Source organism: Sphingomonas sp. AC435 (assembly GCF_979253005.1).
On sequence record NZ_CEEDCJ010000004.1, the window covers coordinates 108,923 to 122,886 of the forward strand.

Genomic DNA, 13,964 nt, shown 5'->3' on the forward strand with positions numbered 1-13,964 from the left:
GAGGTTACATGCGTACCAAGGACAAGAAGCCGCCGAAGCGTAACGGCTTCACGCTCGTCGAACTGATGGTCGTGATCGTCATCATCGGCCTGCTCGCGACGATCGTCGCGCTGAACGTGCTGCCATCGGGCGACACTGCGCGCATTCAGAAGGCGAAGGCCGACATCGCCCAGATCGAGGGCGGGCTGGAACTGTATCGCCTTCAGATGAGCGTATTTCCGACGACTGCGCAGGGCCTGAACGCGCTGGTCAGCGCACCGTCCGGCGTCGACGCCTCCCGCTATCAGCAGGGCGGCTATATCAAGCGCCTGCCCGACGATCCTTGGGGCAAGCCCTACCTCTACGCGTCGCCCGGGCAGCACGGCGAGGCCGATGTCTGGACCTATGGTGCGGACGGCAAGGAAGGCGGCGAAGGGATCAATGCCGATATCGGCAGCTGGCAGTAAGCGAGCCCGCGACCGCTCCGGCGAGCGCGGCTTCACGCTGATCGAACTGATGATCGTCGTCACGATCATCGGCTTGTCGGCGGCCGTCGTCGCGTTCGCGATGCCCGACCCGAGAGGCCGCGTGCTCGACGAGGGGTTGCGCTTCGCCGCCCGGATCAAGGCGGCGCGCGACGTGGCGATCGTCGGCGGGGCGCCGGTCAGCCTGTGGATCACCAGTGGTGGCTATGGCTTCGACCGCCGCAGCGACGGCGCGTGGGTGCCGCTCGCCGAGAAGCCGCTGCGCGTCGAGCGCTGGTCGGAGGGGACGCGCGCCAGTATTCCCGACGCCAGCGGCCGGGTACGCGTGACCTTCGACCCGACCGGCACCGCCGATCGTGGCGCAGACATCCGGCTAAAGCGCGGGACTGCCGATGCGCTGGTCAGCATCGGTGCCGACGGAGAGGTCCGCGCCGATGCCCAGTAACCGGCGGGAACAGGGCTTCACGCTCATCGAAATCATGGTCGCGCTGGCGGTATTCAGCCTCGCGGTGCTGGCGCTCGTCCGGCTGGAGGGCGCGACGGTGCGCGGCGCGAGCATCATCGACGAGGATGTCGCGGCCGAACTCGTCGCCCGCAACGTCGCGCTCGATGCCCTGACCGAGGCGGAGGCGCCCGTGCCCGGCCGCACCTCCGGGGCGGAGACCAACGGCGGTCTCCCGTGGCGCTGGACCCGGCAGGTGTCCTCGGTTGGCGACTCGAGGGTGGTCCGAATCGACGTGGCAGTTGCGAATCGCCGTGGGCAGGTGGTCGGCCGCGTGACGATGATCCGGCCCCCGAGCGTACCGGTACTGACGACATGACGCCCCGCGCGCCTTTGCTGGATAGGCAGTCTGCCGAGCAGGGTTTTACGCTGGTCGAGGTCATGGTCTCGCTGATGATCTTCGGGATGATCGCGGCGGCGGGGGTGGCGATCCTGTCGTTCAGCATCCGGGCGCAGGCGGCCACGACGAAGCGGCTGGACGACGGTGCGGCGCTGGTGCGGACGATCTCCGCGATGTCGGCCGATCTCGGTCAGGCGATCCCGCGTGCCGCCCGCGACGAGTCCGGCACGCTGCGACCCGCCTTCGTGGGCGAGAACGGGACGCTCGCGCTCGTCCGGGGAGGCTGGACCAACATCGATGCGGCGGCGCGGCCGGGGGCGCAGAAGCTGGTCTGGCAGATCGTCGACGGTACGCTCCAGCGCATCGGCTATCCGCAACTCGACGGGGCCGCGCCGCTCTCCGCGACGCCGATGCTGACCGGCGTTCGCGACCTGACGCTTCGCTATCGCTACAACGGTGCGTGGAGCGACCGGTGGGACGGGGCGGGGGGCGTGCCGTTGCCGCAGGCGCTGGAGATGCGGCTGACCCGACGCGACGGGACGTTCTACCGCGCGATGTTCCTCGTCGGCACCGGCTATGCGCCGCCGCCCGTGCAGCCCGACAGCGACGTGTCGCAAGCCGACAATGCGAATTGATCCGCGCGAACGCGGTGCGGCGCTGCTAACCGTGCTGATGCTGGTCGCCGTGATTGCCGTCATGGCGGGCGGCGCGCTGGAGAAACTGCGCCTGTCGACCCGGCTGGCGTCCAACGCCGCCTCGGGCGAGCAGGCCCGTGCCTATGCCGTCGCGGCGGAGGCGATGGCGGTGGTGCGGGTCGGCGACCTGATGGTGAGCAGCCCGAAGCGCATCACACTGGCCGGCGGGTGGAGCGGACGGCCGTTCGGCCTGCCCCTACCCGGCGGCGGATTGGCGACGGCGCGGGTCAGCGACGGCGGCAATTGCTTCAACCTCAACGGTCTGGTCACGCAGGTTGCACCGGGGGTGTATTCCTCCGGCGACATCACGCAGCGCGTTCGCTTCACGCGGCTGATGGGCCTGATCGGCATTCCGCAACAGGTGGCGCAGCAGGTCGCGGGAGGCGCGGCGGACTGGATCGACACCGATCAGGACCAGCAGGCCGGCGGTGCGGAGGATGCGCGCTACACCGGGTATCGCACGGCGGGGACGCTGATGGCCGACCCCAGCGAATTGCGCGCGGTTGCGGGCGTGACGCCGGAGATCTACGCGGCGCTGCGTCCGTGGGTCTGCGCGCTGCCGACGACCGAGGCCGCCAAGATCAACGTCAACACGCTGCTGCCCGAACAGGCGCCTCTGCTGGCGATGGTCGGCCCCGACACGCTGTCGGTCGACGCGGCGCGGGCGCTGCTGATGAGGCGCCCGCCGCAGGGTTATGGCGATGCGAACGCCGTCTTCGGGGGGCTCGCGAATGCCGGTAGCCAGGACACCGCCGTCACCTCGACCTGGTTCGACCTCCGGATCGACGTTTCGGTGCCGGGCGCGACGCTGGAGGAAAGAGCGTTGATCGACGCGACGAGGCTTCCCGTCCGGCTCGTGTCGCGGCAATGGGGCGAGGATATATGACGACGCTCCTGTTCCTCCCCGCCGGCGATGCCGGGTTCCGCTGGCTTCGCGTCGGCGACGGCGGGACGATGGCGCGCGGCGACGGCGTACCGGAGGGTGACGATCCCATCGTCGCGGTGACGCCGGCCGATGCGGTGACGCTGCACTGGGCCGACCTGCCGACCCGCAGCGCAGCGCAGGGCGTGGCGGCGGCGCGGCTGCTGGCGGCGGAGGCGAGCGCTGCGCCGGTCGGCGAGCTGCACGTCGCGGTCGGCAGCGAAGGCGAAGGCATGGAACGGCCGATCGGCGTCGTCGGTGCGGGGACGATGCAGGCGTGGCTCGAACAACTGGCGAGCGCCGGCGTCGATCCGGTCGCGATGATCCCCGCGCCGATGCTGCTCCCGCGCCCTGACGAAGGGTATATCCGCGCCGACATCGGCGGGCAGGGCGTCGTGCGCGGTCGCACCGCGGGCTTCGCGGACGAGGCGCGACTGACCGATCTGGTCACCGGCGACACGCCTCCCCAACCACTCGACCGCGCCGCGCTGGATGCGGCGCTGTTCCGGGCGGCGGCGGAGCCCGCGCTCGATCTGCGGCAGGGACCGTTCGCGCGGCGGCGCGGCTTCGCGATCGACTGGCGGCTGGTTCGGCGGCTTGCGGTGCTGGCACTCGCGATCCTGGCGGTGACGCTGGCGATCTCGCTTGTGCGACTCGCCAAGTACAGCTTCGCCGCCGATCGGCTGGAGGCACAGGCCGACGCGCTCGCCGCCACCGCATTGCCGCGTGGCGAGACGGTGACCGATCCCTCCCGCCAATTGACGGAGCGGCAGCGGCGGACATTCGGACCCGGCGTCGGCTTCTCGACCACGACGGCCGCCGCGTTTGCGGCGATACGCTCGGTGCCGCAGACGGAACTGACCGGGCTGGACTTCGCCAACGACGGTGCCCTGCGCCTGTCGGTCGCGACCGAGCGCGAATCGGCGGCGACGGACCTGAAACGAGCGTTGGAGCGCGCGGGCTTTACCGTCCGAGCCAGCACCTTCGTCGCCAACGGCAACCGGGTCAGCGGCGAACTGACGGTGATCGCGCCATGATCGCCCTGCGGACATGGTTCGTGCAGCGTGCCAAGCGCGAACAGCGGCTGTTGCTGGTCATGGCGGCGCTCGCGGTCGTGACGATCGTCTGGGGCCTGATCATCCGTCCCGCCGCCAATGCCTTGTCGAGCGCGCGCGAACGGCATGCGGCGGCGGTCATCCGGCTGGGCGAGACTCACAATCTGGTCGATGCACTGCGGCAGGCACGTCGCGCCCCGCCGATCGTCGGCACGCTGACGGAGATCGTCCGAACCCGCGCGGAGGAAGCGGGCTTCCCGCTTGCCAGCATCGATCCGGACGGCGGCGACGGCGTGCGCGTGACGATCGCGGCGGCACGCGGGGCGGCGCTGTCGACGTGGCTGGCGCGGCTGGAGCGCTACGGCATCGTCGTCGAGAGCGCCGCCCTGACCGACAATGGCGACCGCACCGTCGCGGCGCGGCTGGTGCTGCGGAGCCGCGGCCAATGAGGCGCATCCGGCTGACGACCGGTCCGACTGCGCTGTTCGGCGCGATGCTGGTGGCCGCGCTGATCGTGTTCCTGCCGATGCGGCTGGTGCTGGGCTGGGCCGGGGTAGGCGATCAGGGCGTCGTCGCGCGATCGGTGAGCGGCACGATCTGGGGCGCGACGCTGTCGGAGGTGAAGTTCGGCGACCTCGCAGTTGGCGATCTGCGTGCCCGCCTGTCGCCGCTGCCGCTGCTGGCGGGCCGCGCGACGATCGTCATGAACGGACCCGGCGGGATCGGTGCACCGCCGCTGACGGGCAAGGCGTTCGTCAGCCGCAGCGGCATGGGAGTCGACGGACTTACCGCACGCCTTGCGACCGGGGCCTCGTTCCAGCCGCTGCCGGTGTCGACCATCGACCTCGACGCGCTGACCGTGCGTTTCCAGGACGGCCAGTGCGTCGCGGCGCAAGGCCGCGTCGTCGCCGCGCTGGCGGGCGAGTCGGCAGGGATCGCACTGCCGTCGTCGGTCAGCGGCAACGCCCGGTGCGACGCCGGGGCACTCCTACTGCCGCTCGCCAGCGCGGGGGGAACGGAGGCGATCGCGCTCCGCATCACCGGCGGCGGACGCTACCGTGCCGACCTGTCGCTACGCCCCACGGACCCGGCCGCAATCGAGCGACTGACCGCCAGCGGCTTTACCGCGGGACCGGACGGATTTCGGCTTTCGGTCGAGGGACGCTTCTGATGGCCTTGACGGCGGGGCGCCGAGGACGCTAGGGGCGCTGCTCTTCGCGGCGACCGTAGTTCAATTGGTTAGAGCGTCGGCTTGTGATGCCGGAAGTTGCGGGTTCAAGTCCCGTCGGTCGCCCCACTTCTTCACAGCCGAGAACCCGCGATGACCGATTGGGGCTTTCCCGATTTCGACGACCATGAGGGCGTCCACCTGTTCACCGATCCGGCATCGGGGCTTCAGGCCGTCATTGCGATCCACTCGACCTCGCTCGGACCGGCAGCGGGCGGCGCGCGCTTCTGGCATTACGCGACCACCGACGCCGCCATCACCGACGCACTGCGCCTGTCGCGCGGCATGAGCTACAAGAACGCGATGGCTGGTTTGGAGCTGGGCGGCGGCAAGGGCGTCGTCCTTGCTGCGAAGCCCGGCGACGTCATCACCACCGCGCAGCTCGAAGCCTTTGGCCGCTCGGTCGAGTCGCTTGGAGGCCGCTACGTGACCGCCGAGGATGTCGGCATGTCCGAAGAGCGCATGAAGGTGATCGCCGGCCAGACGAAGTACGTCTCCGGCCTGCCCGTCGCGAGCGGCGCGGCGGGCGGCGATCCCGGCCCCTACACCGCACATGGCGTATATCTGGGCGTCAAGGCCGCCGCCGCGCGCGGCCTCGGCGCGACCGACATGAAGGGTGTCCGCGTCGCCGTGCAGGGCCTCGGCTCGGTCGGCGGTGGCCTCGCCAAGCTGCTGGCGAAGGACGGCGCGATCCTGACGCTGGCCGATGTCGATTCTGCGCGTGCCGACCGTATGGCCAGGGAACTCGGCGCGACCGTGGTGTCGCCGGGCGCGATCCTGACCCAGGATGTCGACCTCGTCAGCCCCAACGCGCTCGGCGCGATCCTGACGGAGGCGAGCATCGCGGCCCTGACCGCCAAGGTCGTCGCCGGGGGTGCCAACAACCAGCTTGCGACCCGCGGCGAAGGCCAGCGGCTGCACGACCGCGGCATCCTCTACGCGCCGGACTACGTCATCAACGCAGGCGGCATCATCAATGTCGGCCTCGAATATCTCGGCCACGGCGACGAATCCGAAGTCATGGCGCGTATTGCCCGGATCCCCGAGCGCCTCGTGGAGGTCTGGGACGAGAGCGACCGCACCGGCCAACCGGCCTCGGACGTGGCGGACCAACTGGCGAAGCGCCTGATCGGCCGCTGAGCGCTCGTTGGCCGCCTACGCATTGTCGGCAACCGGGAAGGAGAGGGCGATGTCTTCCCGTTATTGGTGAAGACCCGCTCGGCAGGATGATGCGGCGTGGCGTCTACGCTCCAGGAGCATAGCGCCGTGTCAGCCGTGATCGCCGCGTAGAGGGCAGCGCTGGTCGGTCGTGCCATGTGCACGACCTGCCGAGCCCGTGCCCAGCCGGTCGAGACGGTCCTGACGGCATTGCCGCCGGTGATGGCCAGCGCGACGGTGGCGTCGATGGCGCGGCAAGATGTCGTCACGGGTCGAACCTCCGCGTTGGTGCGATCCAGCGCAAGGGCAATGATCCTCGTTGCAAAGACTGGTTAGCCCGCGGTCGTCGCCTGACCCACGTCTCCATTGCCGGCCCGGTAGTCGCGCGATCCCATCCTCAAGCGTCGCCCAAGCAAAAGCTGGGGGCTCCACGTCGAGAAGGGGCCGGTTTCAGCACCACGAGACCCCAGCGTTCGCTGGGGTGACGGATTGGGCCGTGGGTGGCCACGCGACCGGTGCCGCTGTCGCCGCCGGTGGGGTGTAGTTGGGTAGTCGGGCGACTGGGTGTTTACATGTTTCATGCACCCGCGGGCAACGGTGGAGCGCATCAGGCCTCTTTGCCGCCCGCCCGCCTACCTAACTGCAGCCCCAAGCGTCACCTCAGCAAAAGCTTGGGTCTTCATGAGGTGAGGTTGCGGAACCTCTTCTCCCACCCCGGCGGAGGCCGGGGTCTAGTTGGGATATGGGCGGTAGCCGATCGCGAGCATTGGCCTGACTGGACCCCGGCCTTCGCCGGGGTGGCGCTTTGGTGAACGGCAGTGGCCCTGTTTCTCGAAGAGCCCACAAGCAGAGGACGGTTCGTCACCGCGTAGAAACCTCTGCCTCCCGCAAAGGCGGCCGGACGCACGTCGACTGCACGCAGGGCAGCAATCGCCGACACCGCTACGACCGAACCCGATAATCCCCGCAATCCGCCCGCATCCCCAACTCGTGCGTGACGAGGCGGAATTTTCACCATATTAGTGATCGTTCAGTGCCGACGCTTCACGCCTTCGCCAATCCCGCCCGCTTCCTTCGAATCGCGCGCCCGCTGACGCCCATCCTGTTCTGGGCGGGCGTGGCGCTGATCGCGGTCGGCTGCTGGGCCGGGCTGACGCAGACGCCGCCGGATTATCTTCAGGGCGAAACCGTCCGCATCCTCTACATCCACGTACCCACCGCATGGCTGGGCATGGGCGGCTGGACCGGCATCGCCCTGTCCTCGATCGCCTTGCTCGTCTGGCGGCATCCCCTCGCTGCGATCGCCGCACGCGCCATTGCGGTGCCGGGCGCGCTGTTCGCGGCGCTGTGCCTCGTCAGCGGCGCGATCTGGGGACGGCCGACCTGGGGTACCTATTGGCAATGGGACGGGCGGCTGACGTCGATGCTGCTGCTGTTCTTCGTCTACTGCGCCTATATCGCGCTCGCCCGCGCCGATGCGGAGCGGGGCGGCGACGGACGACTGCCCGCGCTGTTCGGGATTGCCGGCACCGTGCTGCTGCCGATCATCCGCTACTCCGTGATCTGGTGGAACACGTTGCATCAGGGGCCGAGCATCGGCCTGACCAAGTCCACGATCGCAGGATCGATCCTGTGGCCGCTGCCGATCATGCTGGTGGGCTTTACCTGCCTGTTCGGCGCGATCGTGCTGATGCGGATGCGAACGTTGCTCGCGCTGGCCAAGGCGGAGGCGCGGATGCGCCGGATGGCGCGGGCATGAGGACGGCGGCATGAATCCCTGGCCCTTCGTGACCGCGGCCTATGCGGTGGTGCTCGGCGGCGCGGCGGTGCTGGCGCTGTTGTCGTTCATCGCCATGCGCGCGGCGGAGAAGCGCCCATGAAGGCGAAGCATCAGCGGCTGACGCTCATCCTGCTCGCGCTCGGCGCGGTGGCGGTGGCGGCGGTGCTCGCGCTGTCGGGATTGCGGGATCAGGCGGCGTTCTTCTACGCACCGTCCGATGTCGCCGCACAGGGCCTGCCCCTCGGCCGCGCGGTCCGTTTGGGTGGGATGGTCGAGGCCGGGTCCGTCAAGCGAGCCGCCGACGGCGTCACCGTCCATTTCGTCGTGACCGACGGCAAGGCGACGACGCCCGTCACCTATGCCGGCATCGTCCCCGACCTGTTCCGCGAGAAATCGGGCGTCGTCGCGGAGGGCCAGTTCCAGCGTGACGGATCGTTCGTGGCCGGCAACCTGCTTGCGAAGCATGACGAGAAATACATGCCGCCCGAACTGGCCGGCAAGATGCACGAGACGAAGACGCTGGAACAATGATCGCCGAGGCTGGCCTTGCTGCGCTGTGGCTCGCCGCCGCGCTCGCTGCCTTGCAGCTTGCCCTGGCCGCGATCGGCCTGCGTCGGGGCGAGGCGCCGGTCCTCGCCACCGTCCGCCCGGTCGCGCTGGTGCAGGGCGGGCTCGTGGCGCTGGCGATGCTGGCGCTGATCGTCGTGTTTCAGACATCCGACATGTCGGTGAAGCTGGTTGCCGAGAACAGCCATTCGGCTAAGCCGTGGATCTACAAGGTCGCCGGCGCGTGGGGTAACCACGAGGGGTCGATGCTGCTTTGGGTCACCATCCTCGGCCTCGCCGGCGGCGCCGTCGCGTGGTTCGAGAAGACGCTGGCGGAACGCACGCTGATCGCGACGCTCGGTGCGCAGGCGGCGATCGCGCTCGGCTTCTACGCCTTCCTGTTGTTCGCCTCCAACCCGTTCGCGCGGCTCAACCCGGCGGCGGTGGACGGCGCAGGGCTCAACCCGCTGTTGCAGGACCCCGGCCTCGCGTTCCACCCGCCGACGCTCTACGCCGGCTATGTCGGGCTGTCGGTCGCCTTCTCGTTCGCGGTTGGCGCGCTCGTCACGCGCGATGTCGGCCGCGAGTTCGCGCGGGCGATGCGGCCGTGGGTGCTGGGTGCGTGGATATTCCTGACGCTGGGCATCACCGCCGGCAGCTATTGGGCCTATTACGAACTGGGCTGGGGCGGCTGGTGGTTCTGGGACCCGGTCGAGAACGCCTCGCTGATGCCGTGGCTGGCGGCGACGGCGCTGCTCCATTCGGTGACGGTGCTGGCGACCCGCGACGGTCTTCGCGCGTGGACCGTGATGCTGGCGGTCGTCGCGTTCTCGATGTCGATGCTCGGCACGTTCCTGGTCCGCTCGGGCATCCTGACCAGCGTTCACGCCTTCGCCGTCGATCCGCGGCGCGGCGCGTTTATCCTCGTCCTGCTCGCACTCTACATCGGCGGCGCGCTGGCGTTGTTCGCGGCGCGGGTCGGCACCGTGCGGCAGGGGACGACCTTCGACCCGGTCAGCCGCGAAGGGGGCCTCGTCGCCAACAATCTGTTGCTGTCGGTGATCCTCGGCATCGTCCTGATCGGCACCCTGTACCCGATCGTCGCGGCCGGCTTCGACGTGCAATTGTCGGTCGGGCCACCCTTCTTCAACAAGGCCGCGGGGCCGCTCGCATTGATCCTGATCGTGGTCATGGCGGTCGGGCCGCTGGTCCGCTGGCGACGCGACGATGCGCAGGCGCTGGTCGTCCGCGCAGTCTGGCCGATCGGCGTCACCGCCTTCGCCTTCGCTGCGCTGGTCGTCTTCGCAATGCCGATCGGCGTGCTGCCGCTGCTCGGCCTCTCCCTTGCCGCCGGGCTGGCGGTGGCCAGCGTCGCGTCCTTGTGGGGGCGTGACCTGCGCCGCACGCCGCTATTCACCTGGGGCATGGTCGTTGCGCATCTCGGCATCGCCGTCAGCCTCGCGGGAATCGCGTGCGACTCCGCCTTCACCGTCGAACGCCTGATCGCCCTGCGCGGCGGGGACTCGACGAGGGTCGGTCCGTACAAGGTCACGCTCGACGGTATCTCGCCTGTCGTCGCCGACAATTGGTCGGCACTTCAGGCGCGGCTCAGCATCGAGCGCGACGGCCACGTGACCCGCCTCTATCCGCAGTCCCGCACCTTCTCCGATCCGCCGACCACGACCAGCGAGTCCGCGATCATGACCGTGCCCGATGGCCAGCTCTACACCGTGCTCGGCCAGCCCGATGGGACCGGCCGGTGGCAGATGCGGCTGTGGTGGAAACCTTTCGTGACCCTGATCTGGGCGGGCGGCGTGCTCGTCGCGATGGGCGGCGCGCTGTCGCTAGTTGGGCGTCTGCGCAAGCGGCGGCGACGGTGGGAGGCGTGGACGTGAGGCGCTGGCTGTTGTGGCTGCCGCTCGGGGCATTCGCCCTGCTCGTCGCGGTAGTGGCCAGCGGGCTGATGCGCCCCGCCGACCGCGCGGTGCACTCGGCGCTCGCGGGCAAGCCGCTGCCCGCCTTCACCCTAGCGCCGTCCGTCCCCGGCAAGCCGGGCCTGTCTTCGACGGCGATGCGGGGGCAGGGGCCGCGACTGCTCAACGTCTTCGCGAGCTGGTGCATCCCGTGCATCGCGGAAGCACCGCAACTGTTGAAGCTCAAGCAAGCCGGCGTGCCGATTGACGCGATCGCGGTGCGCGACACCGCCCGCGCCGTGCAGGGCTTCCTCGCGCGGAACGGCGATCCGTATGCGCGGATCGGCGACGACCGTCAGAGTGCGGTGCAGCTGTCGCTCGGCTCCTCGGGCGTGCCGGAGACGTTCCTGATCGACGGCAGCGGCGTCGTCGTGAAGCAGTATATCGGCGACATCCGCCCCGATCAGGTCGACGCGGTGATCGCCGACTGGCGAGCGGCCCGATGAAACGTGCCCTGTTGCTGGCTGCGATGTTCGCTGCACCGGTCGCTGCGCAGACCAGCGCGCCCGCCACGTACGCCGACACGCAGCTCGCCGATCCTGCGCAGGAAGCCCAGGCGCGCGGCCTGATGGAGACGCTGCGCTGCGTCGTCTGTCAGGGGCAGTCGATCGCCGACAGCGACGCGCAGATGGCTGGCGACATGCGCGCGCTGGTCCGCCAGCGTATCCGTGCGGGCGAGCGACCGGAGGCGATCCGCGACTGGCTGATCGGCCGCTACGGCGATTACATCAGCTACGATCCGCCGTTCGGTGCGGCAACCGCGGCACTGTGGCTGGCCCCGGTGGCGCTGCTGCTTGCAGGTGTGTGGATCGCGCGCGGCAGTTTCCGAAAGCGGCGGCGGGCATGATGGGCTGGATTGCACTGGTCGTGCTGGCGGCGGCGGCGTTCGGCGCGATGATCGCGTTGCGCGTGCCGCGGCTGTTATGGTCAATGGTGGGCGCGGCGCTGATGCTCGGCGCGACCGGCTATGCCTTGCAGGGCAGCCCCGCGCTTCCGGCGTCGCCGGTCTTGCCCGATCGCAACTCGCTCGTCGTGGACGAGGCGCTGGCCAACCTGCGCACCGACATATTCGGCCGGTACGGAGCGGACAGCGCGTATCTGACGGCGGCCGACGCGCTCTCGCGCGGTGGTAACCCGCGGTACGAGGTGGAGGCGCTGCTCGGCGGCATCCGTATGTCGCCAAAGAGCGTGCAGTTGTGGACTGCGCTCGGCGACGCGTTGGCCCGGCACGACCGGCAATTGTCGCCCGCATCCCGCTTCGCCTTCGCCCGCGCAAGGCAGTTGGAGCCCGCGAATCCCGGACCCTATTTCTTCCTTGGCGTGGCACAGCTTCGCTCCAACGACTTTCCCGCGGCTCGGGATTCCTGGCGGATGGCGCTGGCGAAGACCCCCGCCGATGCGCCATATCGCACGGCGATCGCCCAGCGTCTGGCATTGCTGGACCGATTGCTGAGTATCGATGCGGCAGCGGGTACTACTAAGTAGCGCGCGACAGGGCCGTAAAGACCCCGGCATCAAGTGTTGAGAACGCGGTTTAGGTAGTCTGATGGTGACCGGCTAGCCGCTCCGGCCGCGCAGGCGAAGTGTCCCGAAAGCGGTGCAGCGCTTCCATCATGTTCGCTCCACTGGTTTTATAAGAACCGCAGCGATAGCGTTTTTGTCGGGCTCGCCGACACTATGGTCACAGCAACGCCATCGCCTGAACCCGCAACCCGAGGCCGAACCGCGAGGACCGATTGCGTCATCCCCCGCTCGGGGTAAGTTTCTACACCTGCGCCAGGCGACCGCTATTCGTCACGGTTGCCGCAACCGAGTTCCACGCCAACGATGTTGCCCTAGCACCTCAGCGGAAGGTCACGTTTGGGCGATAAGAGAGCGCGAGCGCATCGCAACGCCCGAAGCTCGGCGGTGGCAGCGCCGCCTTGCTATGGCCGGCTGCTGCCCCGGAACCCGTGCACCCCGCAACGAGCGTGCAGCGCCATATTCAGCAGGCAAAAAAATAGCGGCCCGAAGGCCGCTATTTCCTTAGCCGAAGCTAGAACAGCTCAGTTGCTGTCCGAATCGTCATCGCTGTCAGCAACGATCACGATGCCGGCAACGACCGCAGCAGCGGCCAGAGCGGCAACGATGAAGCCGCCACCGGCCAGCTCGTTCTTCTTGGCCGAAACCGAACCGGCGCGAGCCGACTTGGCGACCGACAGGCTCGAAGCCGCGTTCACCGGAGCGGCAACCGCAGGCGCAACGACCATCGTCGCAGCGGCCGCAGCCGCGAGATACTTACCAAGACCCATGTAGAACTCCCTTCAAATGTCCGTCGATCAGCGCAGTGCCATAAAGCCAATGGCCTTGCAACAGTTCCACCCGACCGGCCCGTTTACGTCACCACATGATGCGGCGATGCAACACTCCAGTCGCGATTGTCTTACAGCAAAAATCGCGAACAAAAAGTAGCAAACTGCCGTAATGCAGCAATTCCGCGACGATCAGATCGTATCGAGATGCCATGTTCGCTCGGCTTCCAGACCCAGAGCGCTCAACCGGCCGGATTCGTAGGCGCCCGTATCGACGCCGATGCGATGCGGCAGGAACTCTACCGTAGATGAAACCGTGTGACCGTGGACGATCATCTTCTCCAATGGGGCCCGATGATCGAGGAAGGGGTTGCGAATCCAGCGTAAGTCGCTGCTGCGCTGCTCCGACAGCGCGCGATCCGGGTGAACGCCGGCGTGCACGAACGCATAATCACCGATGACCTCCATATCGCTCGCGCTCGCCAGCAAGGCCTGGTGACCCGGCGGCACAACATCCGCCAGCGCCTCGGCAAGTTCATCATAGTCCATCGCTTCGTAGTTCGGCGGCGCGATGCCGTAGCTGATCGCCGTCTCGCGACCACCGATGCGACAGAACAACCGCAATGCCTTGTCCTCGCCCCCGATCGCACCGAGGAATATCTCCTCATGGTTGCCAGCGAGGAGGCGCACATCGGGCTTCTCCTCCGCAAGTCGGCGTATCCGTTCGACGACGCCGCATGAATCCGGACCGCGATCGACCAGATCGCCAAGGAAGACATAGGTCGTACGTGCGGGACCGCGCGCAGTGTCGTCCGCGTCGATGGCGTCGAGCAAGGGCTCGAGCAGATCCAGCCGTCCGTGAATATCACCGATCGCATAGACTCGTTGGCCCGGCGGGATCGTCGGCGCGCTCCGCGGGGGCGTCGCCCGTTTAAGAAACTTGAGCAGCATCGCTTTTCAGGGACATGGCCAGCGGGACGCCGCCGGCAGGAGTCGTCGCCCTACGCGTT

The 13,964-nt window shown here is 68.6% G+C and carries 17 protein-coding genes and 1 tRNA gene; 16 read left to right on the top strand and 2 right to left on the bottom strand.

Annotation, left to right across the window (positions count from 1 at the left end; genetic code table 11):
* Positions 1–8 precede the first annotated feature (8 nt).
* From gspG to AC0CH8_RS09590, 16 genes are all read left to right on the top strand, one after another.
* Entirely contained in the window at positions 9–446 is a 438-nt protein-coding gene (gene gspG, locus AC0CH8_RS09515) for a type II secretion system major pseudopilin GspG (RefSeq protein ID WP_204200459.1), read from the top strand.
* Positions 421–909 carry a GspH/FimT family pseudopilin gene (locus AC0CH8_RS09520; protein ID WP_465239683.1) on the top strand — a complete coding sequence of 163 codons (489 nt, stop codon included), beginning with the start codon at positions 421–423 and terminating at the stop codon, positions 907–909. Before gspG ends, AC0CH8_RS09520 begins: the two co-directional genes overlap by 26 nt.
* Positions 899–1,285, top strand: coding sequence for a type II secretion system minor pseudopilin GspI (gspI, locus tag AC0CH8_RS09525; protein ID WP_465239684.1), 387 nt, complete (start codon positions 899–901; stop codon positions 1,283–1,285). The genes AC0CH8_RS09520 and gspI overlap by 11 nt, the downstream gene beginning before the upstream one ends.
* The gene (gspJ, locus tag AC0CH8_RS09530; protein WP_465239685.1) at positions 1,282–1,941 is read left to right on the top strand and encodes a type II secretion system minor pseudopilin GspJ; all 660 of its coding nucleotides are present in this window, start codon (positions 1,282–1,284) and stop codon (positions 1,939–1,941) included. The genes gspI and gspJ overlap by 4 nt, the downstream gene beginning before the upstream one ends.
* Positions 1,931–2,887, top strand: a complete 957-nt coding sequence (gene gspK, locus AC0CH8_RS09535; RefSeq protein WP_465239686.1) for a type II secretion system minor pseudopilin GspK — start codon at positions 1,931–1,933, stop codon at positions 2,885–2,887. The genes gspJ and gspK overlap by 11 nt, the downstream gene beginning before the upstream one ends.
* Positions 2,884–3,960 carry a type II secretion system protein GspL gene (gene gspL, locus AC0CH8_RS09540; protein WP_204200464.1) on the top strand — a complete coding sequence of 359 codons (1,077 nt, stop codon included), beginning with the start codon at positions 2,884–2,886 and terminating at the stop codon, positions 3,958–3,960. Before gspK ends, gspL begins: the two co-directional genes overlap by 4 nt.
* Positions 3,957–4,427 (top strand): type II secretion system protein GspM, encoded by a 471-nt coding sequence (gene gspM / locus AC0CH8_RS09545; protein WP_465239687.1) that lies wholly within the window; start codon positions 3,957–3,959, stop codon positions 4,425–4,427. Before gspL ends, gspM begins: the two co-directional genes overlap by 4 nt.
* Complete coding sequence (gene gspN / locus AC0CH8_RS09550; RefSeq protein WP_465239688.1) at positions 4,424–5,149, top strand: type II secretion system protein N; 726 nt, start codon at positions 4,424–4,426, stop codon at positions 5,147–5,149. Before gspM ends, gspN begins: the two co-directional genes overlap by 4 nt.
* 49 nt (positions 5,150–5,198) lie before the next feature.
* Positions 5,199–5,275, top strand: a tRNA-His gene (locus AC0CH8_RS09555).
* A 24-nt stretch (positions 5,276–5,299) separates the two neighbouring features.
* The gene (locus tag AC0CH8_RS09560; RefSeq protein WP_465239689.1) at positions 5,300–6,346 is read left to right on the top strand and encodes a Leu/Phe/Val dehydrogenase; all 1,047 of its coding nucleotides are present in this window, start codon (positions 5,300–5,302) and stop codon (positions 6,344–6,346) included.
* A gap of 1,051 nt (positions 6,347–7,397) precedes the next feature.
* Complete coding sequence (ccmC, locus tag AC0CH8_RS09565; protein WP_465239690.1) at positions 7,398–8,123, top strand: heme ABC transporter permease CcmC; 726 nt, start codon at positions 7,398–7,400, stop codon at positions 8,121–8,123.
* 117 nt (positions 8,124–8,240) lie between these two features.
* Complete coding sequence (gene ccmE / locus AC0CH8_RS09570; RefSeq protein ID WP_465239691.1) at positions 8,241–8,675, top strand: cytochrome c maturation protein CcmE; 435 nt, start codon at positions 8,241–8,243, stop codon at positions 8,673–8,675.
* Positions 8,672–10,585 (top strand): heme lyase CcmF/NrfE family subunit, encoded by a 1,914-nt coding sequence (locus tag AC0CH8_RS09575; RefSeq protein ID WP_465239692.1) that lies wholly within the window; start codon positions 8,672–8,674, stop codon positions 10,583–10,585. Before ccmE ends, AC0CH8_RS09575 begins: the two co-directional genes overlap by 4 nt.
* Positions 10,582–11,109 carry a redoxin family protein gene (locus tag AC0CH8_RS09580; protein ID WP_465239693.1) on the top strand — a complete coding sequence of 176 codons (528 nt, stop codon included), beginning with the start codon at positions 10,582–10,584 and terminating at the stop codon, positions 11,107–11,109. Before AC0CH8_RS09575 ends, AC0CH8_RS09580 begins: the two co-directional genes overlap by 4 nt.
* Positions 11,106–11,510, top strand: coding sequence for a cytochrome c-type biogenesis protein (locus AC0CH8_RS09585; protein ID WP_465239694.1), 405 nt, complete (start codon positions 11,106–11,108; stop codon positions 11,508–11,510). The genes AC0CH8_RS09580 and AC0CH8_RS09585 overlap by 4 nt, the downstream gene beginning before the upstream one ends.
* Positions 11,507–12,148, top strand: a complete 642-nt coding sequence (locus AC0CH8_RS09590) for a tetratricopeptide repeat protein (RefSeq protein ID WP_465239695.1) — start codon at positions 11,507–11,509, stop codon at positions 12,146–12,148. The genes AC0CH8_RS09585 and AC0CH8_RS09590 overlap by 4 nt, the downstream gene beginning before the upstream one ends.
* A 560-nt stretch (positions 12,149–12,708) precedes the next feature.
* Here AC0CH8_RS09590 and AC0CH8_RS09595 read toward each other — a convergent pair.
* Together AC0CH8_RS09595 and AC0CH8_RS09600 are read right to left on the bottom strand one after the other, a co-directional pair.
* Positions 12,709–12,954 (bottom strand): hypothetical protein, encoded by a 246-nt coding sequence (locus AC0CH8_RS09595; RefSeq protein ID WP_204200475.1) that lies wholly within the window; start codon positions 12,952–12,954, stop codon positions 12,709–12,711.
* 192 nt (positions 12,955–13,146) lie between these two features.
* Positions 13,147–13,905 carry a metallophosphoesterase family protein gene (locus tag AC0CH8_RS09600; RefSeq protein WP_465239696.1) on the bottom strand — a complete coding sequence of 253 codons (759 nt, stop codon included), beginning with the start codon at positions 13,903–13,905 and terminating at the stop codon, positions 13,147–13,149.
* Positions 13,906–13,964: the final 59 nt, after the last annotated feature.